The organism is Streptomyces sp. MGP-BFMKR1 (assembly GCF_057766585.1).
Map to the genome: position 1 here is coordinate 7,534,005 of NZ_CM173408.1, position 13,202 is coordinate 7,547,206.

Annotated in this window: 8 protein-coding genes and 1 pseudogene; 6 read left to right on the forward strand and 3 right to left on the reverse strand. The window is 73.1% G+C overall.

All coding sequences use genetic code 11. The features are described 5' to 3' along the window. Positions 1-38 precede the first annotated feature (38 nt). Positions 39-635 (reverse strand): hypothetical protein, encoded by a 597-nt coding sequence (locus AC3CHW_RS30355; protein WP_488468592.1) that lies wholly within the window; start codon positions 633-635, stop codon positions 39-41. 324 nt (positions 636-959) lie between these two features. Between AC3CHW_RS30355 and AC3CHW_RS30360 the strand changes: the two genes are divergently transcribed. After that, positions 960-1,946, forward strand: coding sequence for an erythromycin esterase family protein (locus AC3CHW_RS30360; protein WP_488468593.1), 987 nt, complete (start codon positions 960-962; stop codon positions 1,944-1,946). Between the two features lie 233 nt (positions 1,947-2,179). Here AC3CHW_RS30360 and AC3CHW_RS30365 read toward each other — a convergent pair. Continuing rightward, positions 2,180-3,040, reverse strand: a pseudogene (locus tag AC3CHW_RS30365) (MerR family transcriptional regulator); the annotation flags it as partial. A gap of 172 nt (positions 3,041-3,212) precedes the next feature. On the opposite strand from AC3CHW_RS30365, the gene AC3CHW_RS30370 reads away from it, so the two are divergent. From AC3CHW_RS30370 to AC3CHW_RS30390, 5 genes are all read left to right on the forward strand, one after another. Further along, on the forward strand, positions 3,213-5,171 hold the full coding sequence (locus AC3CHW_RS30370) for an AMP-dependent synthetase/ligase (protein WP_488468594.1): 1,959 nt from the start codon (positions 3,213-3,215) through the stop codon (positions 5,169-5,171). A 112-nt stretch (positions 5,172-5,283) separates the two neighbouring features. After that, positions 5,284-6,750, forward strand: coding sequence for an amino acid permease (locus tag AC3CHW_RS30375; protein WP_488468595.1), 1,467 nt, complete (start codon positions 5,284-5,286; stop codon positions 6,748-6,750). Between the two features lie 385 nt (positions 6,751-7,135). Continuing rightward, the gene (locus tag AC3CHW_RS30380; protein WP_488468596.1) at positions 7,136-9,223 is read left to right on the forward strand and encodes an ATP-binding protein; all 2,088 of its coding nucleotides are present in this window, start codon (positions 7,136-7,138) and stop codon (positions 9,221-9,223) included. Then, positions 9,220-10,779: a type 1 periplasmic-binding domain-containing protein gene (locus AC3CHW_RS30385; protein ID WP_398609116.1), complete on the forward strand. Its 1,560-nt coding sequence runs from the start codon at positions 9,220-9,222 to the stop codon at positions 10,777-10,779. The genes AC3CHW_RS30380 and AC3CHW_RS30385 overlap by 4 nt, the downstream gene beginning before the upstream one ends. 157 nt (positions 10,780-10,936) lie before the next feature. Continuing rightward, the gene (locus tag AC3CHW_RS30390; protein ID WP_488468597.1) at positions 10,937-11,422 is read left to right on the forward strand and encodes a hypothetical protein; all 486 of its coding nucleotides are present in this window, start codon (positions 10,937-10,939) and stop codon (positions 11,420-11,422) included. Between the two features lie 191 nt (positions 11,423-11,613). Here the strand turns inward: AC3CHW_RS30390 and AC3CHW_RS30395 are convergent, their stop codons facing one another. After that, on the reverse strand, positions 11,614-13,182 hold the full coding sequence (locus tag AC3CHW_RS30395) for a M1 family metallopeptidase (protein ID WP_488468598.1): 1,569 nt from the start codon (positions 13,180-13,182) through the stop codon (positions 11,614-11,616). Between the last annotated feature and the right edge of the window lie 20 nt (positions 13,183-13,202).

The following is a 13,202-nucleotide window of genomic DNA, read 5'->3' on the forward strand; positions in this document are numbered from 1 at the left end:
CACCGGGTCGCCGGGCCGGGGCGTCGGCGTCGGCCCGCTCAGCGGAGCCCGCGCCTGACGCGTTCGGCCTGGATCAGCTCCTCCATCAGGCTCTCCGGGTCCACCGTGTACGCGGTGTCGTCGAGGGCGTCGTAGTCCTGGGTGCCGAGCGGGAGGCCGAGTGCGGCGAGTTCGGTGGCCAGCCGTGCGAAGGCCACCCGCTCGTCGGGCTCGTCCTGGTAGCTCGCCTGCTCGGCGGCGACCCCCTCGGCCAGGGCGCTGCCGGCCAGGCCCCAGAAGGTGAACTCGGTGTCCAGCGCTATGAGATGCCAGGGGCGGTCCGTGGGTTCGTCGGGGTGTAGCCAGTAGCCGACCCACCCCTTGCCGCCCCTGGCCACGAGCTTGACGTACTTGGCCATCTCCGCGGCTCCGGCGTTGACGGCCCGCAACTCCGGGTCCGCGCGCTCCGCCTCGCTCAGGTAGCTGGTGTCCAGCAGCGGGTGGACCTCGCCCGGCTCGAAGAAGTCGAGGTCGAGCAGGCGGGCGAGATCGGTTCGGCCCTCCCACCGCGCGACCAGCAGCACACGCAGGTCGGCGGGCAGGGGACGGCCGTCCAGCCGCTCGCGGGAGAACCCGGCGAGCCGTTCGTCGTGCATGCGCCCTCTCAGAGGTCGAAGCGTCATCCTCGCCGGCAACGTAACAGCGGACACTGACAACGAACCCGGCACGACGACCACCGCTCCCCCTTCCCACGACCTCCCCGGACAGAACGGCCAGCTCCTGTCCGGCGGATCATGTGTCCCGGCCGTGGCCACGAGGTTGGACAAACGCGCCCACGTCTTCCACCGAGCCGTCATGGTGATCGCGCTACGCCTTCGGGTCCGCCCCTGAGCCACGACAGGCCGCTCCGGTGATGAGCGTCAGCTCCACGTCACGGACTCTTGACCTCAACCAAGCTTGAGGTCAGACGATCTCCTGGAGTGGTCCGCAAGGAGCGGAGTTCGGCGGTGAAGGGCGGGCCAGTGGAGACAGTGACCGAATGGATCGAGAAGAACTCCCATCCGCTCACGAACAGGAAGCCTGACGAGCCACTGGACGATCTGCGGCCGCTCGCCCCGCTGGTGCGGGACGCCAGGATCGTGGCGCTTGGAGCGGCTGCCCGACAGACACGTGAGTTGTCGGACGTGGCGCATCGCATCGTGCGGCTGCTGGTGGAAGAGGAGGGGTTCCGCTCCCTTGCCCTGGAGGGCGACGACCCTGGTCGCCTCGGCCTGGACGTCTACGTCGCCACCGGCGATGGAGATCCTCACGCATTGCTGGGAAAGGCACGGTCGTTCTGGCAGACCGCCGAGATCCTCGATCTCGTGCACTGGATGCGGTCCTACAACAGGCGTCACCCAGGCGATCCGGTACGTTTCGCGCAGTTCCCCGCTGAACCGGTGCGGCACACCACACGGCTTGATGGTCTGGCCGAACTGGAACGTACGCTGGCCGACGGTGTGAGCTGGTGGCAGCGGCTCACCGGCGACAAGGTCGTCTACTGGGGCGGCATGGCGCACACCGCCGTCGGCACCCCTCGTACCGTGTCCCCCTCCGAGCCCCTGGAGTCGCACCAGAACATGGGCGGATACCTGCGGGAACGAAGGGGACTGGACTACCGGTCCGTGGGCCTGACCATGGCGCGTGGTTCGATCGGCCAGCCACTGCCCGCTCCACGCCCGGACTTCGTCGACAGCCTGCTGCATGCCGCCGCCGAGAACAGGGCGGGATACGTCCTGGATCTGGGCACATCGCGACCCGAGCCGATCCGCCGCCTCCTGGACGCCCCGACGCGCACGCGGTTGATCGGCCCGTTCTACGACCCCCGGGATGACGCGGCCTACCACATGTCGGGCGGGTCACTCGCGAGCTGGTTCGACGTCGTCGTCCACACACAAGAGGTGACAGCGCCCCGGCCGTTGCCCTGAAGGCTGCCCAGCGGAGCATTCCGCGGACGCCGGCTCCGCCACACGGACAGGCACTGATCCGCCGGACAGAACAGCTAGCCGGCCTTCTCCCGGCCGGGCCCGCCTACGTCACCGCCGGCCCGGGTCTCGGCCCCGCCCGCCCCGCCCGCCCCGCCCGCGCCGCCGGCGGTGTCGGCCCCCTCGGCGCCCCGGGGTTCCTCGGCCGTCACCGCCCCGCCACCCTCCGCCGGGGTCCCCTGCGTCCCGTACGCCGCCCGCAACTCCTCCCGCAGGGAGCGTTGGAACGCCGTCACCAGGGCCTGGACCACCATGGGCTGCATGTGCGCCGACAACGACTTCATCGCGGACACCTGGGCCGGGTCCGACTCGCGTTCGCGGTAGGGGCCCCACACCTCGTCCCGGAAGAGGCGGCTCAGCTCGCGGGCCGAGGCGCGGGCGTGGTCGAGGACCACCGTGCGGGCCGCGCGCAGGGTCTCCAGCGGGATGGGCACGTCGAGCAGTCGCACACCCAGGTGCAGGATGGCCGGGTCCACGCGGAAGACGTCGGGGTCGGCGGTGCGCTCCAGCACGTCCATGGCGGCCAGCCGGTCGATGTCGCCCTCGGTCAGGGGCCGTCCGGCCCGCCGCTCCAGCAGGTCGCGGCCGGCCTCCTCGGCCACGTCCGGGGTCCACGAGGCGACCAGGGCGCGGTGTATCGCCAGGTCGTGCGCGCTGATGTCGGTGGGCAACTGCTGGAGGTAGCGCTCGATGGCCGCCAGCGTCATGCCGTGGTGCTGCAACTCCTCGATCAGGGCCAGCCGCGACAGGTGCTCGGGCCCGTACCGGCCGACCCGGCGCGGGCCGATGTGCGGCGGGGGCAGCAGGCCGCGGGTGCCGTAGAAGCGCACCGTGCGCACCGTGACCCCGGCCCGGGCCGCCAACTCGTCCACGGTCAGCCCGAGCCGCGCGGAGCCGCCGGCGCCGGTCGGCTCCGGCGCGCGAGCCTGGTCGGCGGGGGGCGCGCCGTTGGCGCCGGGCGCCGGGCGCGCCGCGGGGCCGGCCGCGGCGCGGCGCCCCTCGGGCTCGCTGGCGTCCGCGGTCAGGGCCTCGCTCATCGGCTGCGCCTCGCTCTCTGGGCCACTCGGGTGCCGTGAGGTGGCCGGTTCCTGGCCTTGCGCGCACGCGGCACGGGGTACATCTGAGTTCAACAGTATTGCTGTCGCACCGCTCCTGTGAAACCTTCCCCGCGCGCAGTCCGTCCGGCACCCACTCCCTCAGGAGGCGGCCTTGACCCTGACCTTGCGACTCTCCGATCCGCCCGGCGACCCGACGCTGCCCGCCCTGATGCGGCGCAACGCGGAGGAGTTCGGCGACCTGCCCGCCCTCTCCTGGCGCGCTCCGGACGGCGGTTGGGCCTCGATGAACTGGGCCGAGGCCCGCCGGCGGGTCGGGGAGTTGGCGGCGGGCCTGGCCGGGCTCGGCGTACGGCGCGGCGAGCGGGTGCTGATGATGATGGCCAACCGGCCCGAGCACTGGCTGAGCGACATGGCCCTGGTGCACCTGGGCGCGGTGCCGATCTCGGTGTACGGCACGGCGTCGCCCGAGCAGATCGCGCACATCGCCCGGCACAGCGGCGCCCGGCGCGCGATCGTGGACGGCGAACGGGAACTCGCCCGCTGGGGCCCGCTGTTGGACCGGCGTACGGGGCCCCTTGAGCGCCTGGTCGTCGTGGACCCACCCCCGGCAACCGACGCCGCGCCGGACGCCGCGGCCCCCCAGGCCGCTCCGGACGCGCCCGCCACCCCCGTCTCCGCGCAGGACCCCGTCTCCGCGCAGGACCCCGTCTCCGCGCAGGACCCCGCCACCCCGCCCGGCCACACCATCGCGTACGGCCGCGTCACCGCGTACGCCGACGTACTGGCCGACGGCGTGCGCCGCTTCGATCCCGACGCCTTCGAGGCGTGTTGGCGGCGGGGGAGCCCGGGCGATCCGGCGACCGTCGTCTACACCTCGGGCACCAGCGGCGAGCCCAAGGGCGTCGTGGCCACCCAGCGGCAGGTAGTGGTCAGCGGCGCGTCCCTGGACCGCAAGCTCGGCGTGGCCCCGCACGGGGCGCACATCTGCTACCTGCCCTTCGCGCACATCGCCGAGCGCATGTTGGGCCTGTACATGCCGCTGCTGCGGGTCTCGCACGTGTACTTCTGCGCGGACCCGGGCGAGGTGGCCCAGGCCGTGCGCGAGGTGCGGCCCGAGGAGTTCTTCGGGGTGCCGCGGGTGTGGGAGAAGCTGACCGTGGCGGCGCGCGGCGCGCTCGCCCGGCTGCCCGTGGAGCGCCAGGCGGCGGTCCGGGCGGCGGGCGAGACCGCGCGCGCCTGGGTGGCCGCCCGCGAGCGCGGCGAGGAGCCCACGGGCGCGCTGGCCGACGCGTACGCCCGGGCCAGGCGGGAGGTGCTCGATCCGCTGCTCGCGGTGATGGGCTTCGACCGGCTGACGTGGGCGATCAGCGCCGCGGCCCCGATGCCGCAGGACGTGGTGCGGTTCTGGACCGGACTCGGGGTCGTCATCCTCGACGTCTGGGGCATGTCGGAGGTTACCGGCGTGTGCACGCTCAACCACCACGGCGGGTTCCGGCTCGGCTCGGTCGGCAGCCCGATCGACCGCGTCGAGGTGCGGATCGCGGCCGACGGCGAGATCGAGGTGCGCGGCGAGGTCGTGTGCGGCTACCTCCAGGAGGACGGCTCGGTGGCGCGGCTGGGTGACGCGGACGGCTGGTTCGCCACCGGCGACGTGGGCCGCCTCGACGCGGACGGCTACCTGTACGTCACCGACCGGAAGAAGGAGCTGATCATCACCTCCACGGGCAAGAACGTCTCGCCCGCGCTGGTGGAGAACGCGCTCAAGGCGCACCCGCTGATCGGCCAGGCCCTGGTGTACGGCGACCGCCGCTCGTACCTGGTGGCCCTCCTGGTGCTCGACCCGGACGCCACCGCGGCCTGGGCCGCCGATCAGGGCATCGCGACCGGGGCCGGCCCGCTGCCGCACCACCCGGCCGTGCGCGCCGAGGTCGAGCGCGCGGTCGCCGCGGCCAACAGCCGGCTCAACCGCACCGAGCAGGTCAAGCGCTACCGCCTGCTCGACCGCGAGTGGGGGCCGGAGACCGGCGAGCTGACCCCCTCGCTCAAGCTGCGCCGGCACGTGATCCACGCCACGTATGCGCAGGTCATCGAGGAGATGTACGAGGTGTGAGATGACCCACGGTATGACGTGAGCGCGGCGCTCGGGATGTGAGACTGCCGCGGGCCGATCGATCAGCGGCCTGGAACAGAACATTCCGATGCGAAGGCGAGAGACGTAGCTCGTGGGCAATGAAGCCGTTCAGGACGGGACCCCACCGCCGCCCAGCGGGGCGCTACAGGACGCGGGTGACGCGGGGTACAGCAAGGACCTCAAGGCGCGCCACATCCAGATGATCGCGATCGGCGGCGCCATCGGCACTGGCCTTTTCCTCGGGGCGGGTGGACGCCTGGAGTCCGCCGGGCCCGCGCTGGCCATCGCGTACGCGGTGTGCGGACTCTTCGCGTTCTTCGTCGTGCGCGCCCTGGGCGAGATGGTCGTCTACCGACCGTCCTCCGGCTCCTTCGTCTCCTACGCCCGGGAGTTCCTGGGCGAGAAGGGCGCTTACGCCGTCGGCTGGATGTACGTGGTGAACTGGTCCACAACCGGCATCGCGGACATCACGGCCATCGCGCTGTACACGCACTACTGGAGCATGTTCAGCGACATCCCACAGTGGATCATGGCGTTGATCGCGCTGGCCGTGGTGCTCTCCATCAACCTCGTCTCGGTCAAGATCTTCGGCGAGCTGGAGTTCTGGTTCGCGATCATCAAGGTCGCGGCCCTGGTCGTGTTCATGGCCATCGGCATCTTCCTGCTCGTCACCCAGCACGAGGTGGGCGGCGAGACCCCGGGGTTCAGCCTCATCAGCGACAACGGGGGCATCTTCCCGACCGGGCTGCTGCCGGTCGTCGTGGTCCTGCAGGGCGTGGTGTTCGCGTACTCCGCCGTCGAGATGGTCGGCGTCACCGCGGGCGAGACCGCCGAGCCGGAGAAGGTCGTGCCGCGCGCGGTCAACTCCATCATGTGGCGGGTCGGGGTCTTCTACGTCGGCTCGGTCGTGCTGCTGGCGCTGCTGCTGCCCTGGGACGGCTACAGCGCGGGCGAGAGCCCGTTCGTCACCGTCCTGTCCAAGATCGGCGTGCCGGCGGCCGGCCACGTGATGAACCTGGTGGTGCTCACGGCCGCCATGTCCAGCCTCAACTCCGGGCTCTACTCCACCGGCCGCATCCTGCGCTCGATGGCCAAGGCCGGCTCCGCGCCCCAGTTCACCGGCCGGATGAACCGCAACCAGGTGCCCTACGGCGGCATCATGCTCACCTCGGCGGTGTGCGTGGTCGGCGTGGGCCTGAACTACGTCGTGCCCGACAAGGCGTTCGAGATCGTGATCAACATAGCCGCGCTCGGCATCATCTCCGCCTGGGCCTCGATCATGCTCTGTCACATCGTCTTCGTCCGCCGCGCCGAGGCCGGCCAGCTCACCCGCCCCTCCTTCCAACTGCCCTTCTCGCCCTTCACCGAGATCGTCACCATCGCCTTCCTGGCCGGCGTCATCGTGCTGATGTGGTACGACGGCGGCGTCGGGCGGGACACCATCATGCTGGCCCCGATCATCGTCGCCGCGCTGATCGCCGGCTGGTTCGTGGTCCGCGGTCGGGTCCGGGAGGCCAGCGCCGAGCGGGAGGGGCTGACGGGGGAGCGGGCGGAGTAGCCGGTCGCCGGCGGTCCCGGCCCTGGCCCTTGGTCTCGATCCCGGCCCGGTCCCGCCCCTGGCCTGTGGTCCCTGATTTCGATCCTGGCCCCGGTCCCGCTCTCGGGGCCGGGGCCGGGGCCTTCGGGGCGGGCGGCCGGGGGCAGGGGGGTCGGGGTCGGCGCCGCGTGCGGTCGGGCGGCCGGTCGTGAGGCGCCCCGGCGCACTCCGCCGCCCCCGCCCGACCACGCTCGCGTCGCCCCACGGCCGCCCGCCGTTCGCCCGCGCGCCACCCGCGACATGGTCAAGCTCCTTGTGCCGCACCGCTTTTCCCGCTTTCTTATGGGGACGTGCGCGCGGATCACCGCGCGCGGGCAGGACGCTGGGCGAGGGCGACGGGGGCGGCATGGTGCGGGAGTGGGCGGGGGAGTCGGAGCGCGACCGCGCCGTCGAGGAGTACGTCGAGCGCAGGCTGCGCCTGCCGCGCGCCGCCACCAGGACGCCGCGGGCCAACCGGCCCGCGCCCGCCGCCCTGGAGACCACGCTGCTGCTCGGCCCGCGCGGCAGCGGCAAGACCACCCTGCTGCGCCACCTCGCCGACTGGGCCGAGCGCGCGCCGGTCGCCCGTCTCGACCTGGCCGCGCTCGGCCGCGACGGCGGCAAGCCGATCGACGCGCTGGCCGCCCTGGTCTTCGACCTCAACGCCCGCAAGCGGGACTTCCCGCCGCTCGCCTTTCCCTCCTTCGGGCTGTTGGCCATCGCCGTCGCCACGGAGGTGGACGGCGCCGCGCGCGAGAGCGCCGTACGCGACATGGAGCGCGCGCTCGGCAACCCGCCCGCCGACCGCTCCGAGGTGCTCGGGCGCCTCGCCGAGGCCGCCGCCGCGCTCGGCGCGCCGGCCCTGGTGCGGGCCGGCCTGTTGCTGCTGCCCGAGTGGCAGGGCGGCTGGGCGCGACTGCGCACCCGGCTGCGCCTGGCCAGGCTGCGCCGAGGCTCCCCGCACCAGCCGGCCGGCACCTTCCTGCTCGCCCTCAACGGCCGCTACGGCGCGCAGGAGGAGGGCGAGCGCCAGCGCGCGGAGGCCGTGCTCTTCCAGGCGTTCGTCGACGACCTGTGCCGGGCCTACGAGGGCCGCCGGGCCCGCCGCCGCACCACCCGGTGCCTGGTGCTCCTGGACAACGTGGACTGCCCGCTGGGGGACGCGTTCCTGCGGCTGCTGCTCGAAGCCAGGAAGATGGCCAACGCGAGTGACCCGCTGGTGGTGCTCGCCGCCGCCGGCAGCTACCCGGACGTGCTCAAGACCTTCCCGTGGGGCGGGCCGCCGCAGCCCGGCGGCTACCCGGGGCGCTGGGCCGCGGACCAGCCCAAGTTCGTCCCGCAGCGCGTCGCGCGCGGGCTGCGCGTCGGGCAACTGCGCGACCTGCACCGGCACGAGGTCGAGCAACAGGCCGAGCGCACCCTGCGGTCGGCCGGCCGCCAGGTGCCGCCGCCCCACGCCGACAGCGGCGTCAAGTGGCTCGGCTGGGTGGTGTACGAGCTGACGCGCGGCCAGCCCGCGGCCACCGCCCGCGTACTGGCCGCGCTGCTCGCCCACGGCGGCGGGCTGCCCTGGGAGGAACGGCTGCGCCGGGCCTTCGAGCCGGACGGCGACCTGGTGGACGAACTCCTTGAGCGGCTGCTGCCGATCGGCGCGGGCCGGGAGCTGGTCCGCGTGCTGACCCGCGCCTCGGCCGCGGCGGACCTCGCCCAGGCGGGCACGGCCAGGACGCTGTGGGCGGAGGGGGACGAGGCCGTACACAAGGACTTCGACGACTTCTGCGCCGACGTGCTGCGCACCCTGCACATCGACACCGGCGACCGGGACACCGACGGCCGCACCGAGACCCCGCACCCCATGCTGCGCTTTCTGCTGCTGCGCAAGCTGGCCGCGCCCCCGCGAACCGCCCCACCCGCCGCCACCCCCACCGCCACCCCCGCCGACGGCTGGGTGGCCGCCCACACCGCGCTGCGCGCGCACGCCGCCGACGGCGCGTCCCCGGGCGTCGCCGCCTACCACGCGCTGGCCCTGGGCGACCTGCCCGCCGCGGCCGGCTACCTCAACGACCGCTTCGAGCGCGGCTCCCCGCAGGAGTGGTGCACCGAACTGTGCCGGCTGCGCCGCGCGCCGGTGCGCACGCCGGGCGGCGCCCTGGAGGGACCGCCGTGGGAGCACTACGAGCAACTGGTCGCCTTCCTGGGCGAGGGTGAGATCGACAGCCGGCTGCGCACGGTGACCCGGCTGCTCGCGGCGAGTTGGATCGCCCCCGAGCCGCCCGACGGCGCCGCCACCGACCGGGCCGGCGACCCGTACCGCAACCCGCTGGGCGACCCGTACGCCGAACTCTTCGGCGAGATCGCCGCCCGCTTCCGCACGCTCGCCGCGCACACCGGCAGCGCGGACTGGTATCCGGTGCTGCTGGCCAAGGCAGCCCAGTACGAGGGGAAGCCCTGGTGAGCGACGCGAGCACGCGACGGTTCGTCCCCGCGAGGCCGCCCGTGCGGTGGCGGCTGTGGACGGTGGTGGCCGCGCTGTGCGCCGCCGCCCTCGCGGTGGCCCTGCCACTGGCGGGCGAGCGCTGGTGGCCGTCGGAGCACCGCTGCGCGACGGGCGTGGTCCAGCGCGGCGCCGGCGACGAGTGCGTGGGCGTCACCGACGGCTCGTACGTGTACGCGAAGGAGTTCGCGGAGGTCAGCGCGAAGATCAGGGACGAGAACGAGCGGGTGGCGAAGTCGGGCGAGGACTGGGTGGCCATCGCCTACACCGAGCCCATGACCCGCCGCTCGGGCTCCTTCCCGCACAACGACCGCTCGCCCCAGGTGATCAGGCAGGCGATCGAGGGCGCCTACCTGGCCCAGGTGGAGCTGAACCGGGGCGGTGGCCACGGCCGCACGCCGCAGGTCAAGCTGTTGCTGGCCAACAGCGGCCAGGGCGGCGAACAGTGGCGCCCGCTGGTGGAGCAGCTCATCGACATGGCCGGCGACAGCGAACACCGACTGGTCGCGGTCGCCGGCTTCGGGCAGAGCGTGGCCACCACCCGGGAGACGGTCGACGCGCTGCGCGCGGCGGAGATCCCCATGGTGGGTTCGACCGTGGCGGCGGACGGCCTGTCCAGCCGGGACCCGACCTTCTTCCGGGTCTCCTCGCCCAACGCCGACCAGACCGCCGTCGCCGCCACCTACCTCAAGGGGCGCCAGGCGAAGGGCGCGCGCATCGACGTGGTCAAGGACATCAAGCGCGACGACACCTACAACCAGTCGCTCGGGGCCAACTTCGAGCGGGCGGCCAAGGCGGCGCGGCTGCGCCTGGAGACGCCCGACGGGCACCGCTTCGTCTCCGGCAGCGCCTCGGCCGCCAACACCCTGGCCGACATCGCCGCCACCGTCTGCCGCCCCGAACGCCGCCTGGACGCGGTGTACTTCGCCGGCCGGGGCCGGGAGCTGAAGCTGTTCGTCGAGGCGCTGACCGCGCCCGGCCGCGACTGCCCGCTGACCGTGCTCTCCGGCTCCAGCGCGCTCGGCGTCTTCTACGACCCGCCGGTCACCGGCAGTGAGGCGGTCGGCGGCGACGTGCTGGCCCGCTGGCGCGCCAGCGCCGGGCTGCGAGTGCTCTACACGGCCTACGCGCACCCCGACGGCGCCCGGCGCATCTACCCGGCCAAGGCCGCCAACCCGTACCCGGCCTTCGCGGACGCCTACGACCTCGCCTTCGGCGGCGACCGGGAGTTGCGGAGCGGCCAGGCGATGATGGGCCACGACTCGGTGCTCACCCTCGGCACGGCGATCCGCCGCGCGGCGGGCCCGCGGGGCGGCGACGCGGTGGACGCGGCCGGCGTGCGGAACATGCTCCTGCAGATCGGCCAGAGCGGCCCGCTGCCGGGACTGAGCGGCCCGATCGCCTTCGACGCCAAGGGCAACCCGTACCGCAAGCCGATGGCCCTGGTGGAACTGCGTCCGGAGCCGGAGCGGCGCTACAGCTACCGGGGAACGGTCTGGGCGCACGGGCCGCGTTAGCGAGCCCCGGCGCGGCGCGCGGCCGGGCCAGCGTATGAAGCGGGCTCGGCCGCCGGGGCTGGTCACCCGGGGCCGGACGTCGCCCGGGACCGGTCCCTGTGCGGTCCTGTGACACTGCGCGGGCGTCACGACATCTGGTCCGAGGGAGTCGCCCGCCATGAACGCACGTCCGCCGTCCGCCATGCCCGCGACCGTCAAAGGCTGCCTGGCGATGATCTGGATCCAGGCGCTGGCCAGCGCGTACATCGGGTGGTCGGTGTGCTCGGAGATCGACACGCGCCACGACCACGGGCAGGAGGTGGAGACCGAGGGGGTGCTGCGCTTCCTGGCCTACCTCAGCTACGGGATGGCCGCGGCACTGCTGGTGGCCAGCGTGTTCTTCTTCCGGCGCGCGCTGGTGGCCAGCAAGGTGGTGTACGGGTACGAGGTCCTGGTCCTGTGCTTCGGCGGGTTGGGCATCGCGCTGGCGGTGGCCACCTCCACCTTCCACCCACTGCAACTCGCGGGGTTCGCCCTGCCCGGCGCGGTGTGCTGGGCGCTGAGCAGCGACAGCGCCGACCAGTGGTTCGCGCAGCCGTCCACGCGGGACGGGCGGCGGGCCGCTGCCGCGCGGCACCTCGGCACGCCACGAACCCCTGAGTGACCATCCCTGAAAGGGGCGCCGCGCGGCCGTGCGCGACGGGGCCGGGGGGCACCGTGCGGCCGGGTGGCGCCCGGCGCGCCGGCGCGACGGAGGGGGTCTCGTCGCGCCGGCGCGCTCATGTCCGGGCGCCCGGCCGCGGCGGCAGCCGCCGGGAGGCCGCCGCGCGCGGAGCGTCCGGGTCGGTGACGGTGTCAGCGGTGGTCGTGCTCGTGGTCGTGACCGTGGTCATGGCCGTGCCCGCCGTGGTCGTGCACGGAGTTGGTGGCCTGGATCTGCTTCCAGGACTTGGGCTGTTTGAGGCCGGAGGGCGCGACCGACGAGGCCGACGAGGGCTTCGCCGCGCGGGCGATGCCCGCCTCGTGCGCGATGGGCGCGGCCGGCTTGCTGTCGGTGTAGAGCCAGGTGTCGAAGAGCTGGGCCAGCGGCTTGCCCGAGGACTTCTCGGCGAAGTGGACGAAGTCCTTCACCGAGGCGGTGCCGTACTTGTTGACGGTCGGCCAGTCCTTGAGGATGGCGAAGAACGCGTCGTCGCCGATCTCGTTGCGCAGCGCCTGCAGGGCGATGGCGCCCCGGTCGTAGACGGCGCCGTGGAACTGGTTCTCCGGGCCCGGGTCGCCCGGCTTGACCTTCCAGAACGGGTCGTCGGCCGGGTGCTGGTCGTACGCGTACTGGGCCAGCTCCTGCGCGGTGCCCTCGCCCTCCTTCTCGGACCACAGCCACTGGCTGTAGCGCGCGAAGCCCTCGTTGACCCAGATGTCCTTCCAGTCCTTGAGGGAGACGCTGTCGCCGTACCACTGGTGCGCCAGCTCGTGGACGACGACCGAGACGTTGCTGCCCCGGTCGAACGCCTTCTTGCCGTAGAACGGGCGGGTCTGGGTCTCCAGCGCGTACCCGGCCGGCACGTTGGGCACGTAGCCGCCGACCGAGTTGAACGGGTAGGGACCGAACACGGTCTCCAGCCACTCGGTGATCTCGGTGCTGCGCTCGATGCTGGCGCGGGCCGCGCCGTCGTTGGCGCCGAGGTCCTTGCTGAACGCGTTGATGACCGGCAGGCCGGAGGCGGTGGTGTCCTTGGTGATGTCGAACTTGCCGATGGCGAGCGTGGCCAGGTAGGTGGCCTGCGGCTTGTCCGAGCGCCAGTTGTAGCGGGTCCAGCCGAGCTTCGATGACTCCGAGAGCAGCACGCCGTTGGAGATGGCCTGGGTGCCGTCCGGGACCGAGATGGAGACGTCGTACGTCGCCTTGTCGGTGGGGTGGTCGTTGCCCGGGAACCACCACGCGGAGCCCTCGGGCTCCTGCGCGATGACGCCGCCGTCGGGCGTACGGGCCCAGGCGGTGAAGCCGTCGATCGCCAGCTCGGAGGGCTTGCCGGCGTACCGCACGACGACGGAGGTCTGCTGACCCTTGGCCAGCGGCGTGGCCGGGGTGACCACCAGCTCGTGCTTGCCCGAGGTGGTGAAGGCGGCCTTCTTGCCGCCCACGCGCACCTCGCTGACGGGCAGTCCGAAGTCCAGGTTGAAGCGCGACAGGTCCTGCTTGGCGGTGGTGACCAGCGTCGCCGTGCCCTCCAGGAGGTCGGTCTTCGGCTGGTACTTCAGGCGCAGGTCGTAGTGCGAGACGTCGTAACCGCCGTTGCCGCTCTCCGGGTAGTAGCTGTCGCCGACGCCCGGGGCACCCGGAGTGGGCTGCGCGGCCGATGCCGGGATCGCCAGCAGCAGGCAGGCGGCAGCCGCGCTCGGGGCGAGGAATCTATAGCGCACGAGTCCTCCAACTCGATCAG

What these genes read in the sequence shown, in the direction of transcription:
- AC3CHW_RS30355 (WP_488468592.1), bottom strand. Translation starts at nt 635, where the DNA reads ATGCACGACGAACGGCTCGCCGGGTTCTCCCGCGAGCGGCTGGACGGC.
- AC3CHW_RS30380 (WP_488468596.1), top strand. Translation starts at nt 7,136, where the DNA reads ATGGTGCGGGAGTGGGCGGGGGAGTCGGAGCGCGACCGCGCCGTCGAG.
- AC3CHW_RS30390 (WP_488468597.1), top strand. Translation starts at nt 10,937, where the DNA reads ATGAACGCACGTCCGCCGTCCGCCATGCCCGCGACCGTCAAAGGCTGC.